A 14,593-nucleotide genomic window follows, 5' to 3' on the forward strand; every position below is an offset into this window, starting at 1 on the left:
CTTCACCCCCCGCAGCAGCCGGTACTGGTGGACGCGGTCGCCCTCCAGGTAGAGCACCACGTCAACGATGTGTTCGAGCACCCGCGGCCCGGCAATGGCGCCTTCTTTGGTGACGTGCCCCACCAGGACGATGGGGATGCCCAGTTCCTTGGCCACGTGCATCAGGCGCAGCGCGCCCTCGCGCACCTGGCTGACGCTGCCGGCGGCGCTGGCCAGATCCTCCAGGTAGACCGTCTGGATCGAGTCGACGATGACCAGCCCTGGACGCATGGCGCGGATCTGCCGGAGCACCGCGTCCAGACTGGTTTCGGCATACACGAACAGGTCATCGTGCTGGAGGTTCAGGCGTTCGGCGCGCAGTTTGATCTGCTGGGCGGACTCCTCGGCGCTCACGTAGAGGGCCGGGGCGACGGCGGCGGCGAAGTGGGCCGCCACCTGAGTGAGCAGGGTGCTCTTGCCAATGCCGGGGTCGCCGCCAATAAGCACCACCGAGCCAGGTACCAGACCCCCGCCAAGGACGCGGGCGAGTTCGCCGGTGTACACGTCGAGGCGCCGAAAGCCGGCGGTGGACACGTCGCGCAGGCGCACGGGGCGGGCAGTTGCGCCGTTGTGGTGCGCGCGGACGGCGGAACCGCGATCCTCGACCTGTTCCACAAAGCTGTCCCAGGCGCCGCAATCAGAGCACCGGCCCATCCAGCGGGTTTGCCGGGCGCCGCACTGCTGGCAGACATAGCTTGTGCGCGTTTTGCCCATACACCGGATTATACCACGCGGACCAGGGCTACGATGAACCATCGTAGATGAGGGTTTGCAGCAGGGCGGCATCCTGTCGCAACGGCCGAGCGCCGCCGGATTGCGGTATATGACGTCCGAATGAGACCCGGCGGTGATGCGCCTGCGCTGTTCAGGGAGCGGCGCGGAGGACGCAACCCCCCGGTTTGTGCTACAGGCAGAAAAAAGTGCGGGGAGGCGCCGCCTCCCCGCACTCCTTCGCCGCCATATTTCTACTCCACGAGGGCCGGACTTTCTTCGGCCTGCTGGGGGCTTTCGTTGCCGCTTTGACCCTCAAGCTCGCGCAGGGCGCGGAGCCGGATGGTATCGCCCTCGGTGTCAACGATGATCGTATCGCCCTCTCGGAAGCGCCCTTCGAGCAACCCCTCGGCAAGAGCGTCCTCGATTAGATCGGTAATGATGCGACGCAGGGGGCGGGCGCCGAAGGCCGGATCGTAGCCGCGGCGGGCCAGGAGATCGAGGGCGTCCTGCCGCACGTCCAGCCGCATCTGGTGCTCGTCGAGCTGCTTCTGCACCCGATTGAGCATCAATCGGGTGATCTGCTGAATCTCCTCATTCGTCAGCGGTTGGAAGATGATCTTGGCATCAATGCGATTGAGGAACTCAGGGCGGAACAGCGCCTTAAGGGCATCGTCCACCTTGCGGCGCATATCGGTCTGGTCAATTTCATCGGCATTGGTGCCAAAGCCGATGCGACTGGCGCGACGGATATGCTCCGTGCCGACGTTGGAGGTCATGATGATAATGGTGTTGCGGAAGTCCACCTTGCGGCCCTTGCCATCGGTGAGGTGTCCGTCTTCGAGCACCTGGAGCAGCAGGTTAAAGGCGTCGGGGTGGGCCTTCTCGATCTCGTCGAAGAGCACGACCGAGTAGGGCTTGCGGCGCACGGCGTCGGTCAACTGGCCGCCTTCGCCGTAGCCGACGTAGCCGGGCGGCGATCCCACCAGGCGCGAGGTGGTATGGCGCTCCTGGAACTCGGACATATCTATCTTGATCAGGCTCTCTTCAGAGCCAAACATAAACTCGGCCAGGGTCTTGGCGAGTTCAGTTTTGCCCACGCCGGTGGGGCCAAGGAAGAGGAAGCTGCCAATAGGGCGCTTGGGGTCCTTCAGCCCGGCGCGGGCGCGGCGCACGGCCTTGGAGATGGTCACAATAGCCTCTTGCTGGCCGATCACCCGGTTGTGGAGGAACTCCTCCATCTGCAAGAGGCGAACGGTCTCATCGCCCTTAAGGCGGGTGACGGGAATACCGGTCCACATCCCCACCACCTCGGCGATATCCTCCTCGGTGACATAGGGCCGTTCGATGATGCGATCAGAGCCGCGGGCGGCGCCGATTTCCTGTTCGATAGCGCTGATGCGCATCTGCATGCGCTCTTCGCGCTCGCGGAGGTCGCTGGCGAGTTCGTACTGCTTGTCTTCGAGGGCCGCTTCGCGCTCCTTGCGCAGGGCCTCAAGGCCGCGGAGGGCATCGCGGAGCTGTGGGGGGGTGGCGCTGCGGTACATGCGCACGCGACTGGCGGCCTCATCAATCAGGTCAATGGCCTTATCGGGTAGTTGGCGATCAGGCACATAGCGGGCGGAAAGGGCCGCGGCGGCCTTGATCGCCTCGTCGCTGATCTGCAACTGATGGAAATCCTCATAGCGCGACTTGATGCCGCGAAGGATCTGCACCGTATCCTCAAGGCTAGGCTCCTCGACCATCACCGGCTGGAAGCGGCGCTCAAGGGCGGCGTCGCGCTCGATGTACTTGCGGTACTCATCGAGCGTGGTGGCGCCGATGGTCTGCAATTCGCCGCGCGAGAGGGCCGGCTTGAGGATATTGGCCGCGTCGAGCGTGCCCTCGGCGCCGCCGGCCCCGATGATGGTATGGAACTCATCAATAAAGAGGATGCAGCGGGTCTCTTTAATTTCATCAATCACGCGCTTGAGACGCTCCTCAAACTGGCCGCGGTACTTGGTGCCGGCCACCAGGGCGCCCATATCCAGCGTGACCACGCGCTTGCCCTTGATGCTGTCGGGCACGTCGCCCTGCACGATGCGCTGCGCCAGGCCCTCAACAATCGCGGTTTTGCCGACGCCGGGTTCACCGATCAGAGCTGGATTGTTTTTGGTGCGGCGGGAGAGGATCTGAATAACACGCTCAATCTCGTGCTGGCGACCAATAATCGGATCAAGGCGGCCAGCCTCGGCCATCTCGGTCAGATCGGTGCCCAGAGCGTCGAGGTAGGGTGTTTTCGACTGGCGCTGAGCGGTAGTTCCAGGTGTGGCGCCGCGCTGTTCGGCGGTGCCGGTGGTGCCGTGGCGCAGGACGCGCATCACCTGATTGCGCACCTGTTCCAGGCTCACGCCCATAATGTCCAGCACACCGGTGGCCACGCCCTCACCGTTCCGCACCAGCCCGAGGAGCAGGTGTTCGGTGCCGATATAGTGGTGATTCAGGCGATTGGCTTCTTCGATGGCATACTTAATGACCTTCTGAGCGCGAGCGGTGAGTTCCTGATCGGCCGCGGGGGCGCCTTCCCCGACGCCAACGATGAACTCGACGGCGCTGCGCGCCTGGGCCAGCTTGACCCCCAGGTCATCGAGGACGCGCGCGGCGATCCCCTCACTCTCGCGAATGAGCCCGAGCAGGATGTGCTCGGTGCCGATATACGGGTGATTAAACGAGCGCGCCTCCTCGTGTGCGAGCTGCAACACCTGCTTGGCCCGCTTGGTAAACTTACTGTAAAGATCTGACATGGAAGTTCTCCACTAACTATCCCTGAACCAGTCGCAGGTGCGCCCACAGGGATGAACGTACAGGCGACCGATGCCCGGTATACCGGCAGAGCCTGGAGTCTGAGCAGGCATCGGGGCTCCTCAGATCCATACCATTGAAATAGCGGGGTCCGGTGGACTCTGCGGGGGATTGCGGGTAGTTGACGAGCGGGAGGTTGCCGCTTCCCGAACGCCTGACTCACACCGCGGATGTAGCGCCTCATTGCATCAGGATGCTGTATCCATCGGCTCCTCGGCGTCAGCTTCCTCGCTCACGTCGGGGTTGAGACGCAGGCTAAGCCCCATGCGCTTGCGGGCTGGATCAATCCGAATAATGCGCGCGCGAACAGTCTGTCCTTCGGTGAGCACGTCCCGGGGGTTCTGGATGCGCTCATCACCCATCTCGGAGACGTGGATAAGCCCCTCGATGCCATCCTCGATCCGCGCGAAGGCGCCAAACGAGGCGATCTGGGTAATCGTGCCTTCCACGATCTGGCCGAGGTGATACTTCTCGCCCGCGCGAGTCCAGGGTTCACTCTGGGTTCGTTTGATCGACAGGGCGATCCGCTTGCGTTCGTGATCGATGCTCAAGATATAAACCTGCACCGTATCTCCAACCTTTAACACCTCCGATGGATGCTTAACCCGGCTCCACGAAATCTCGGACAGATGCACCAGCCCGTCGGCGCCGCCGATGTCAACAAACGCCCCGAAGTCGCACACCGAACTGACCACGCCCGTTCGTACATCCCCCTCGCGGAGGTTGGACAGCAGTTCGTCCTTCTTCAATTCACGCGACTCTTGAACCGCCTGGCGTTCGGAGAGAATGAGCCGATTGCGGTTGCGATTGATTTCAATCACCTTTAGCGGCAGTTCCGTATTGACCATTTTGGCCATATCGGACTGTTTCTGCGTATCGGGTCCACGGCTGATCCCCGAGACCTGGGAGGCGGGCACGAAGCCGCGCACCCCATCAAGGTTGACCAGCAGCCCGCCCTTGTTATAATTCACTACCCGCGCCCGGATCACCTCACCGCGTTCATACGCGACCTGGAGCGCCCGCCAGCTCCGCTCCTGTCGCGCCTTGTCGATCGAAAGAATGGCCCGCCCTTCTTTATCCTCGGACTGTACGACAAAGACCAGCAGCGTATCTCCGACTTTGAGGGCGGCGCGATCTTCGGGGGTGAGAGATTGCATCTCACGGGCGGGGACGACGCCTTCGGCCTTGGCGCCGATGTCAACAAGTATCTCGTCACGGTCAACGCGCATGATTTTGCCGTCAACCGTGTCGCCATACTTGAGATTGCGGTATTCGTGCGCAGGGTCCCTGAGGTATTGCTCCATTAGAGCCATATCCTCAGCTTCGGACGCGGATCCATTCTCACCGTGGTGCGGCGAGGAAGACGCTCCGGACTCTGCGGCGATCCCTTTCGACTCTTCCATGCGCCGTCCTTGCTCAACGCGAGGGACCCGAAGACGCGGCGTGTAAGATGTACTGTTCAACCGTTGAACATTATACGCCGCGCAAGATCAAAACGCAAGGGTGTATCACCGCGCAGGGCGTGCTAACGCGCTAAACACGGCGGTTGGCGCCGAAAACCCGTGTTAGAGGGGGATGGCGTAGGCGTCAGGATGGCCGGCGCCGGTAATGGGGCGCTGGCTGGCGAACTGGATCGGCGCCAGGCCGAGGCGGCGGAGGCCGAGGTAGGCCTCTTCATTGCACAGCAGCAGGTCCTCATCGGCGTGATTGAGGAGGGCGAGGGCCTGTTCAACGGGGGGGCCGATTACGCTCAGGCCAAGGCCGGGGAGGATTGCCAGGCGGGCCTGACCGGCGACCAGAGCCAGACGGGGTCGCCGCGTGGCGTCAAGGTTCCAGCGGGAATGCATAGCGCGCGCGGTCTGGTGGGCATTTCGCAGGAGGGTCGCCGGGCCTTGCCGACCCGTGACGCCGAACACTACCACCAGGTGCTGTCCGAAGCGCATAAGCAGGCCCTCGTGACGCCGGGCGCCGTCGGCGGCAAGCGCGGCGGCTTCACGCAGGCGCGCTATGTGTGGCGGACCCTCCGGCAGGGCGATGGCCAGCGCCGCAATGTCGCACGGCAGCCCCTCAGGGGGCAGATCCGCTTCCAGCAGATCCTCAACCGGCGGGAGTTCAGGGAGCAGCCGCTGGAGTTGCCGGGTGGCGCGACGTTGCTGGCGCAGCCGGTTGACCGCATGACACAACTCGCCCCAGGCCCCGCCGGTAATCTCCAGTTTGGCTTCGGTCTGGACGTCGGCCACGCTGGCGGCCAGACGCCGCAGGTCGCGTTCAATCGCCAGCCGATCCCAGACGACCACCAGGGCGGTGAACAGGAGCGGGAGCAGGGCAAGCCGGGGGACGAAAAGGATCGCGGTCGCGGTCGCCATCAGGGCGGCGATAGCCAGGATGGAGCGTAGCCGACGCCCCGCCTGGGGAGTGGTGAGCAGACACATACAGGTCCCGGTGCGAAGCGGGTTGCTCAAACGCCCGGCATGGGCGTATGAGCATAGCACCGGAGCGGAGCGACGACAAAGGATCGCAGATTACAATATCTTACTCTTCGCGGAGAATGTAGCCGGCGCCACGCACGGTGTGAATCACGCGGGGTTCGCCGTGGGCCTCGAGTTTCTGGCGCAGGTAGCGAACGTACACCTCGATAATATTGCTCTCGCCACCGAAGTCGTACCCCCAGACGCGGTCGTAGATCACCTCACGGGTGAGCACCTGGTTGGGGTGACGCATAAAGAGTTCGAGCAGGTCGTACTCCTTGGCCGTCAACTCAACCCGGCGCTCGCCGACGCGCAACTCGCGGGCGGCGGTATCGAGGGTCAGGTTGCCGAAGCGGAGCACCTCGCTACCGGAACTGGCCTGACGGCGGCGCAACTGTACGCGGATGCGCGCCAGCAGTTCCTCAAAGGCGAAGGGCTTTACCAGATAGTCGTCGGCCCCATGTTCCAGACCGCGCACCCGGTCGGCCACAGCATCGCGCGCGGTGAGGATGATGATCGGCACATCCGAGGCGGCGCGCAGGCGCTGGGCCACCTCCAGGCCATCAATGCCGGGGAGCATAAGGTCAAGGATGACCAGGTCGTGCGGCATCTCACGGGCAGCGGCCAGGCCCGTGGGGCCATCGGCGGCCACGGTCACCTGAAAGCCTTCGAGCGCCAGGCCGCGGCGGAGGTAATTGGCGATCTCCGGTTCGTCTTCGATGATCAGAATACGCTGCGTGGTCATGGCGTGCCAGGGCTGACTTGTATACCTGGCTCCAAGTATACGGCCTGTTGCGACGCCTGGCAACGCAGGCAGGCGGGAGGGTTCGGGATTCGCCGCGGATGGCCCTTCAAGCGCGGCGACATCTGGAACGCAAGGAAAATCTGGGAGGGCCGTGCCCTCCCGGAAGAGCTTCGTGTATGTGTTCAGATGTAACCGCGGAGTACGCAGAGGAACCTGGAGTATGAGCTTTCCAGGCTCTTTACGCTCATCTGCTGCGAATGTGTTCGATAGAGGTGAACGCTATCGGCTTAGTTTTCTATCAGGCGCAGTACGCGGAAGGCTTCGGCATAGGCATAGCCCGCCCTGGCGCCGGCGTCGGCGGCCCACTGGCGCACCATGGCTATGGCATCGGGGCCAACCTGGGAGCGGTGGCAATTGACTGCGGCAAGTTTGCGATCGATCGTATCGCTGATGTCAATATAGGTGTCGGGATGGAGGGTCAAATCCAGATAAAGCTCGGCAACCTTATGCGGCTCCAGGCCCTCGGCGAGCAGTTCCGGGAAGATGTGGCGCGTTTCGGCGCTGGGGAACACGGCGTAGATGGTGGCTTCGCCGACGGCGCGGTGGTCGGGATGGTTGATGTAGTTGTGACCTAAGAAGTAAGTTGTCGGATCCTGGCATATAACCCGATCAGGCCGCACCTCGCGGATCAGGCGGGTAATGGCGCGACGCAGTTCCAGCGTCGGTTGAAGCGAGCCATCGGGGTAGCCGAGGAAGCGAACGTCGTGCACGCCGGTCACGGCGGCGGCGGCCACCTGTTCGGCGCGGCGCGTCTCGACCAGCGTCTGCGGATCGACGGACGGTTCGTTGGAGCCAGCGGCGCCATCGGTGACGATGCAGTAGATCACGGTGTGGCCCTCGGCCGTCCAGCGGGCGACGGAACCGGCCATGCCAAACTCCGTATCGTCGGGATGAGCGACGACGGCCAGGATGGTGAGTTTGTGTTTCTGATGGATCATAGCTTTAGCCATGGTTCAGCCCTGCGTTGCCATTCCTGTTCCGCTCGCAGCGGTCGCGCCCCGGCAAAGCCCGAACGAGCCTGCCACCGCGGACGGAGGAAAACAACGATGGTAACGCAACAGGCTGCGCGGCGAAACCACGTCTTAGTCTACACGATCGTGCGGGGAACTGTCCAGGGGGACTCGCGGGATCGCAGGGGGTGTGACGAAACGTTCCGGCCACGTTGCGCGCCGGGCAGGGGGGCGAGCGTGGTTTCGGCGCAATCCATGCGTGGCGTCGTGCGGAACGGCGCATCAGCGACTATAATACCCTCGTACCAAAGGAGAACATATGAGCATTGACCGGTTGGTGGCGGAGTGCGTCGCGCAGATTGACGCCAGTCACGAGGCGCGCGAGCAGGTCATCGGAGTGTCACGCGGGTTGATCCGCCTGTGCGCCAACAGCATCCGCGCGACTCATCGGGGCGATTTTGCCGAGGCGGAGCGGCTGCTGGCGGCAGCCGGGGCGGTCGTCGCGCAGATTAACGCGGCAACGGCCGACAACCTGGAGATCCGCGCCGCTGGCTACACCCAGGACGCGCTGAAGGAGTACGCCGAGGCCCATCTGGTGCTGGCCTTTCTGGCCGGACGCGAGCCGCCAGGCGCGGCAGCGCTGGGGGTTGATCCGGCGCCGTACCTCAACGGACTGGCCGAGGCGGCCAGCGAGTTGCGCCGGGCCATACTCGACGGGTTGCGCCGGGGAGAGACGGCCAGAGGAGAGATGTTGCTACAGTTGATGGACGACATCTATGCGGCCCTGGTGACGGTTGACTATCCCGACGCGATCACCGGCGGCCTGCGGCGCACCACCGATGCGCTGCGCGCTGTACTCGAGCGCACCCGTGGCGACATTAGCGCCGCCATTCGTCAGGATCAACTGGTGGCCGCCATGCGTGATCTGGAACGCCGCCTGGGGCTGCACGAGGCATAATCAGGAGGGCTGACCGTCCCACGCCCTTCCGTCAGGCAGGGGTATCGGGAAACCCGGTTTTCCCCCATGCCCTTCCAACCGGCCAGGAACGAACCCGGGGCTTTTCAGGAGGGCGCACTGCTTCCAGACTCACCCCTTAATAGTCTGTGAACGAAGTTTTGCGCTAACCCGTCCCCTCCCCAACCCTCCCCCGCCGGGGGAGGGCGTTCGGCGCCTCCCCCCGGCGGGGGGAGGCCGGGAGGGGGCGGAAGTGCCAGGAACCTTTAGTTCACAGACTACGTAATGGCCTGGAAAGGATGATCCCATGAACCATGCCGGTCAACAACCGGACCTGCGGCGCATCGGCACCGCGGCGCTGCCCGCGGCGGTGTTACGGGAGATCGGCGCCTGCGCCGAGGCCTGCCGCGAGACGCTGCGCGCCCTGGCAGGCGAGCGTGAGCGTCTGCGGGCCGTCCTCGACCGGCGGATCAAAGCCGCTCCCGATGGGCCGGCACGGCGCCTCTGCGCCGTTGATGGGGCCCACGCCGCTGTGCCCGCCGCGGGGGCGACCTTTGCCGCGATTGCCGCCGCCGCGGTGGAAGAGGCCGCCCTTACCGACCAGGACGTGCGCGTCTGCCTGCTTCCCCCGGTCGAGGAACTGGACACCATTCTGGGCGGGCTGCGCGCGGTGCTGGAGGTGCGACTGCTGGCGCGGCGCATTCGGAGCACCAGCAGCGGTCTCTTTGTGCTTGACGGTTCGTTCTACTCGCTGCTGCTAGAGATCAACCGGCTGCTGGTGCGCTACGCGCAGGATCACCGCTACGGGAGGCCGCCAGGCTGGTGGGAGGCGTTCCGTCCGCTGATCGAAGCCTTCTTTCAAGATGAGGACTGGCGACTGGTGCTGGAGTGCCGGCGCGTGGTGGCGCACCCCAAGGCCGCCACCGCCGCCGATGACGTACTGGAGCTGGCGCCGCGCCTGAGCGGCATGGTCACTGATCGCACCCTGTGGACCAGCGTGCTCAATCCCGGCGAATACGCCTTGCCGGCCCCGCTGATCCGTAAGGATCGGCCGCACCTGCTAACCGGCTACCACAGCCCGGCGATAGCCGATTTTCGCGACCGGCGCGCGGCGATCGAGCGCGGCTACGGGCAACTCTACGTGCTCTACTACCGCCCCGACGGCCTGGGGCCGGCCTACCGTCTGGAGTTGCCGGCGGCGCTGATCGCCCGCGAGCCGCTGGGCGCAGTGCTGGCCACCTTCCGCAGCGCCCTGCGCGTCAGCAGCATCCAGGAGCCGCTGCCGCAGTTTCTCGCCGACGCGATCTGCCGGCAACTCGGCCACGCTCTGGCCGCGACCGCCGAGGGCGCCCGCACCTGGCTCCAGCAGGAGTTCGACCTGGCGCTCGTACAGCGCTACCTGGGGCCGTATCGCACCCCACGAGGGTGAATGACCGGCGAAGCAAGCCGGAGGGGAGCAAGCCGGAGGGTTGCTCCACGGCGCCAGGTGTCAACGATTTGCCATTAGAATGCCTCAGAACTGCACACCCCCTCCGTAGAAGTACGGGGTTTGCCTCATAAGAAAGCCATGCTTGCGCGCCGATTGTGACGCGCGTCGCGTAGTGGTACGGAGTGACGCAGCGCGTGAGGAATGGTACCCTCAGTATCAGACAGGCAGGAGGAGGGTTTTGACGGCCCGTTCCAGGCACGAGCGAGCCGTCAACGGGCAAGGCTTTATGAAATAGTGAAAAGCCACCCATATCCTCCGGCGTGCCCAGGCGCTACCGGCAGCGTTCGCCGGGCAGATGGACACACACAGGGGGTACTCCGATGATCGTGCAACTTCCACTCAATAACGAGCAGGTGATGGTGGTCTTTCGCCTGCCAGCGCAGATCTGGGCCGATAGCATTCATCTCGTAGGCGATTTCAACAACTGGAGCACGTCGGCCACGCCGATGCGTCGCGGTGAACAGTACTGGGAGGCGACGGTGACCGTGCCGGCGGGCAGCACGTGCTACTACGCCTATCTGGTGGACGGAAAGTACTGGTGTAGCGAGTACAGCACTGCCAGATATACTCGGGACAACTCCGGGCCGCGGGTGGCGATGATCCCGATTGAGATCGCCCAGGCGGATGAACTGGCGCTGACAGGCTAATCGCGAAACGGGGAACTCGAGCGTACGCCGCCACCGAAGGTGGAACGATGCGGGAGGGCCTGGCCCTCCCTTTCTTTTTGCGGTGGTAATTGATGGTCCGGCCCGCCAGGTCGTGGAGAGAAGCGCTGCGCCCATCCCTGCTCACGTCTGGAACACATAGGTTCCCGGCGCTTCCATCAGCGGCGCGTAGCCGCTCTCAGGGGCGCCTATGGGCGGCGGCGGGACCATGCCGCTTGAACGAGCGGCCAGCCAGCGGTTCCACTCTGGCCACCAGGAGCCAGCGTGGACCGGCACGGTCGCCTGCCAGGTGTCGGGGTCCACATACTTGTCGCTGGGGTAGCTGGTGGCAACCTGGTAGCTCCGGCGCGGGTGGCCCGGCTCGCTGACGATCCCTGCGTTGTGTCCTCCGGTGGTTAACAAGAAGGTCACCTCGGTATCTTCAAGGAGCATCAATTTATAGACTGAGCGCCACGGCGAGACGTGGTCGGTGCGCGTAGCCACGACGAAGAGCGGCACGCGGATGTCGCTAAGCGCGATGGGCCGCTCGCCAATGCGGTAGCGCCCCTCGAACAGGTCGTTGTTCAAAAACAGGCGCACCAGATACTCGGCGTGCATTCGGGCAGGCAGGCGCGTGCCGTCGGCGTTCCAGGCCATCAGGTCGTTCATCGGCTCGCGCACGCCCAGCAAGTACTCGCGGATCATCCGCGACCAGATCAGATCCTGCGAGCGCAGCAACTGGAAGGCGCCGGCCATCTGCGAAGAGTCGAGGTAGCCCTGCACGGCCATAATGTCGTTGAGGTAGGCCACCTGGCTCTCGTCAATGAAGAGGGTCAACTCGCCGGCCTCTTTGAAGTCGGTCTGCGCGGCGAAGAGGGTGACGCTCCGCAGGCGCTCGTCGTTGTCGCGGGCCATGGCGGCGGCGACCATGGTCAGCAAGGTGCCGCCGAGGCAGTAGCCAGCGGCGTGGATCTTGCGCCCGGGCACGATTGCCCCCACCACGTCCAGCGCAGTCATCACCCCGTCGCGGAAGTAGTTGTCCATGCCCAGATCGCGATCCTCGGGGCCGGGGTTCTTCCAGGAGATCATGAACACCGTATAACCCTGCTCCACCAGGTAGCGAACGAGGGAGTTGTGAGGGGAGAGGTCGAGGATGTAGTACTTCATAATCCAGGCGGGCACGATCAACAGCGGTTCGGCGTACACCTGTTCGGTCATCGGCTCGTACTGGATCAACTCGATCAGGTGGTTCCGATACACGACCTTCCCCGGCGTAATGGCCACATTCTGCCCCGGCACATACTGCTCCGCGCCAGCGGGCCGGCGCCCGTCGATCCAGCGCTTCCAGTCATCCAGGGCGTTGAGCGCGCCCCGCAGCAGGTTGGTTCCGCCCTGACGCCAGGTGGCGTGGAGCACTTCCGGGTTGGTCAGCAGAAAGTTGGTGGGAGCGAGCATGTCGAGCAACTGACGGGCCGCAAATGTGGTCACCTGCTCATGATGGCGTGACACGCCTGACACGCCGGTGGTGGCTGCGCTCCACCACTGCTGCGCCAGCAAGAACGCCTGAGCGTAGAGGTTGAAGGGCCAGAGCTGCCACTCCGGGGCGGCGAAGCGGCGGTCTTCGGGCAGATCGGGGTCATCGGGCGGGGTCTGGGGATTGAGCGCGGCCCCGAGCGCATAGCGATTAAACGTCACGAGCTGAGCCAGGGCGAGCTGGGCCAGGGCCTGCTGCTTGCCCGGAGCGTTGGCCAGGTGGGTGAGCCAGTCTACATAGGCAAGGATCAGAGCCGCGGGCGAGAGGCCCAGCGTAAAGCGTCCCTGCCAGGCGTGCAACAGCCGGTCGAGACCGGCGCCGTGGTTGGCCCGTTGCGCGAGTGTATCCATGGTGCCTCTCCGCTATGAAATGTGCCAGAGGGAAGCACCCCAGAGGGGTGCGCCATGCACCTTAGAGGGGAGCACCCTGGAGGGGTGCGTGCACCTCAGAGGGGAGCACCCCGGAGGGGTGTTCCACATGCATCATCATAGCAGCCGCGCGGCGCGCCAAGAGAGAAGATCTCACCGCCGGGGGGGGCCGCTCTCTTCACCGGGCGCTGGTCAGGAACAGGTGCGCGCCCCAGGCGGGCAGAATGACGTGCAGCCCGCGCTGGTGCATCTCGTCGCCGTCGCGTTCGTAGGTCGCGTCGTTGAGGACATCCTCGAGCGTCCAGCGCTGGCCCGCCAGGCCGTCCCAGGCCATATGCACGCGGCCATAGGCCGGCGTGTCGCCCAGATTGATCACTACCAGCGTCCAGGTGGCCTCACTGGTCCACAGCCAGGCCAGCAGGTTGCGGCTGCCCCGCGGATCGTCCTGGTTATCACAGACGCAGAGGTGCCAGGAGCCGCGCCGGAACGGCTCGCTGCGAAGGGCGGCGAGCAGCCGGCGGTAAAAGCCGGGCAATTGCTGGTCGTGGATCTCAATCGGGCGGCGGGCCAGAAAGACGGGGAGCCGGGCGGTACGGCCCTCGAACTGCCCCTCGTGGAGCAGCCGCGCCCCCGGCAGGGTCATGGCGGCGACGGCGGCGACCCGCTGGCGAACGGGGCCGAAGCGTGTAGCGGCCCGCGGCTCGTCGTGGTTTTCGATGAAGCGCACCAGGCGCGCCTGGAAGGATGGCGCGGCCATCAGGTGGGCGCGCACCTGACCGGCGTCGCCATCGGCGAGGCGGTCGTAGAGCACTTTGTCGTAGCAAAAGGTGAAGCCGAGCTGCATCAGGGCCCACTCACGGTTCCAGTACACCTCGGCGATCCAGATGAACTCGGGGACGGCCTGGCGAACCGAGCCGATCACCTCCGCCCAGTACTCGGCGGCCGGGGGCGGGCCGGCCCGCTGGCCCCAGGTCTGGGCGAAAATATCATTCATCAGCAGCATGGCCATATCGCAGCGCACGCCGTCGCACCGGGCGGCGATGTCGCGCAGGGTGGCGCTGGCCGCGGCGCGCAACTCGGGGTTGAAGGCATTCAGTTGCAGCACATCGGGCCAGGGTGCGGAGTGCGGGTCGCGCCCGCGGGCGAAGATCGCCGGGCCAACGCGCAGCCAGTCCGTCGGGGCCCGGGCCAGATCCTCCTCGCTCCCCTGAATGAAATACTCCGGATGCTCGACCGTCCAGGGATGATCGGGGGCGACATGGTTGGGCACGAAGTCGAGGATGAGCCGGATGCCCCGGCGCGCGAGGGCCTCGCGGGCACGGGCCAGGCCCTCCGGCCCGCCAAGGCGCGGATCGACCTCGTAGCGCCGGATGCAGAAGGGCGAACCGATCACGTCATCGGGCCGCAGATCGGGCAGGGTCTGGCGCAACCCGGCCATCACCTGCTCATTGGCGAGGGCGATGCGGCGACCTTCGGGGCTACGCTCCCAGACGCCCATAAGCCACACCGCGTCAATGTTCCAGCCTGCCAGCGCATCCCAGACCGACTCAGGCACGTTGGCCAGGGTAATCGGTTGAGCATGCCGCCGGCTCAACTCACCGAGCCAGACCCAGGTGTTGATCTCGTAAATAACCGGGCGCGTGGGCCAGTTTGACATAACAGCTCCTTCCCGGCAGCGCTGCCGCTACCACGTGCACCGTGCGGTACAATGCAAAACCCGGAGCGCGCAACCTGGAAGGTTGCGCGACGGTTTGCTGCAATTTGCGGCAATCATGAACCGCTCAGCTCC

General features: G+C 64.8%; 11 protein-coding genes. 3 read left to right on the forward strand and 8 right to left on the reverse strand.

Translation table 11 applies throughout. The annotated features are described in order from the left end of the window. The 6 genes from NZU74_02690 to NZU74_02715 form a co-directional block, all read right to left on the reverse strand. The coding region (locus NZU74_02690) for an AAA family ATPase (GenBank protein ID MCS6880214.1) at positions 1–753 on the reverse strand (753 nt) is incomplete at its 3' end. A 251-nt stretch (positions 754–1,004) separates the two neighbouring features. Further along, entirely contained in the window at positions 1,005–3,533 is a 2,529-nt protein-coding gene (locus tag NZU74_02695; protein ID MCS6880215.1) for an ATP-dependent Clp protease ATP-binding subunit, read from the reverse strand. 246 nt (positions 3,534–3,779) lie between these two features. Next, positions 3,780–4,895 (reverse strand): 30S ribosomal protein S1, encoded by a 1,116-nt coding sequence (rpsA, locus tag NZU74_02700; GenBank protein ID MCS6880216.1) that lies wholly within the window; start codon positions 4,893–4,895, stop codon positions 3,780–3,782. A gap of 261 nt (positions 4,896–5,156) precedes the next feature. Continuing rightward, positions 5,157–6,023, reverse strand: coding sequence for a hypothetical protein (locus NZU74_02705; protein MCS6880217.1), 867 nt, complete (start codon positions 6,021–6,023; stop codon positions 5,157–5,159). A 100-nt stretch (positions 6,024–6,123) separates the two neighbouring features. Further along, positions 6,124–6,804 (reverse strand): response regulator transcription factor, encoded by a 681-nt coding sequence (locus NZU74_02710; protein MCS6880218.1) that lies wholly within the window; start codon positions 6,802–6,804, stop codon positions 6,124–6,126. A 287-nt stretch (positions 6,805–7,091) separates the two neighbouring features. Next, complete coding sequence (locus NZU74_02715; GenBank protein MCS6880219.1) at positions 7,092–7,802, reverse strand: PIG-L family deacetylase; 711 nt, start codon at positions 7,800–7,802, stop codon at positions 7,092–7,094. 331 nt (positions 7,803–8,133) lie between these two features. Here NZU74_02715 and NZU74_02720 point away from each other — a divergent pair, with 331 nt between their 5' ends. From NZU74_02720 to NZU74_02730, 3 genes are all read left to right on the forward strand, one after another. Then, on the forward strand, positions 8,134–8,772 hold the full coding sequence (locus tag NZU74_02720) for a haloacid dehalogenase (GenBank protein MCS6880220.1): 639 nt from the start codon (positions 8,134–8,136) through the stop codon (positions 8,770–8,772). A 304-nt stretch (positions 8,773–9,076) separates the two neighbouring features. Further along, positions 9,077–10,198 carry a hypothetical protein gene (locus NZU74_02725; GenBank protein MCS6880221.1) on the forward strand — a complete coding sequence of 374 codons (1,122 nt, stop codon included), beginning with the start codon at positions 9,077–9,079 and terminating at the stop codon, positions 10,196–10,198. A gap of 380 nt (positions 10,199–10,578) precedes the next feature. After that, positions 10,579–10,905: an isoamylase early set domain-containing protein gene (locus tag NZU74_02730; GenBank protein MCS6880222.1), complete on the forward strand. Its 327-nt coding sequence runs from the start codon at positions 10,579–10,581 to the stop codon at positions 10,903–10,905. A gap of 141 nt (positions 10,906–11,046) precedes the next feature. Here the strand turns inward: NZU74_02730 and NZU74_02735 are convergent, their stop codons facing one another. Both NZU74_02735 and NZU74_02740 read right to left on the reverse strand, forming a co-directional pair. Next, the gene (locus tag NZU74_02735) at positions 11,047–12,786 is read right to left on the reverse strand and encodes an alpha/beta fold hydrolase (GenBank protein MCS6880223.1); all 1,740 of its coding nucleotides are present in this window, start codon (positions 12,784–12,786) and stop codon (positions 11,047–11,049) included. Positions 12,787–12,982: 196 nt separating this feature from the next. Further along, positions 12,983–14,461, reverse strand: coding sequence for an alpha-amylase family glycosyl hydrolase (locus tag NZU74_02740; GenBank protein ID MCS6880224.1), 1,479 nt, complete (start codon positions 14,459–14,461; stop codon positions 12,983–12,985). Positions 14,462–14,593: the final 132 nt, after the last annotated feature.

The sequence above is a fragment of the Chloroflexaceae bacterium genome (assembly GCA_025057155.1).
Lineage (GTDB): Bacteria > Chloroflexota > Chloroflexia > Chloroflexales > Chloroflexaceae > JACAEO01.

What these genes read in the sequence shown, in the direction of transcription:
- NZU74_02695 (MCS6880215.1), bottom strand. Translation starts at nt 3,533, where the DNA reads ATGTCAGATCTTTACAGTAAGTTTACCAAGCGGGCCAAGCAGGTGTTG.
- rpsA (MCS6880216.1), bottom strand. Translation starts at nt 4,895, where the DNA reads ATGGAGCAATACCTCAGGGACCCTGCGCACGAATACCGCAATCTCAAG.
- NZU74_02705 (MCS6880217.1), bottom strand. Translation starts at nt 6,023, where the DNA reads ATGTGTCTGCTCACCACTCCCCAGGCGGGGCGTCGGCTACGCTCCATC.
- NZU74_02710 (MCS6880218.1), bottom strand. Translation starts at nt 6,804, where the DNA reads ATGACCACGCAGCGTATTCTGATCATCGAAGACGAACCGGAGATCGCC.
- NZU74_02715 (MCS6880219.1), bottom strand. Translation starts at nt 7,802, where the DNA reads ATGATCCATCAGAAACACAAACTCACCATCCTGGCCGTCGTCGCTCAT.
- NZU74_02720 (MCS6880220.1), top strand. Translation starts at nt 8,134, where the DNA reads ATGAGCATTGACCGGTTGGTGGCGGAGTGCGTCGCGCAGATTGACGCC.
- NZU74_02725 (MCS6880221.1), top strand. Translation starts at nt 9,077, where the DNA reads ATGAACCATGCCGGTCAACAACCGGACCTGCGGCGCATCGGCACCGCG.
- NZU74_02730 (MCS6880222.1), top strand. Translation starts at nt 10,579, where the DNA reads ATGATCGTGCAACTTCCACTCAATAACGAGCAGGTGATGGTGGTCTTT.
- NZU74_02735 (MCS6880223.1), bottom strand. Translation starts at nt 12,786, where the DNA reads ATGGATACACTCGCGCAACGGGCCAACCACGGCGCCGGTCTCGACCGG.
- NZU74_02740 (MCS6880224.1), bottom strand. Translation starts at nt 14,461, where the DNA reads ATGTCAAACTGGCCCACGCGCCCGGTTATTTACGAGATCAACACCTGG.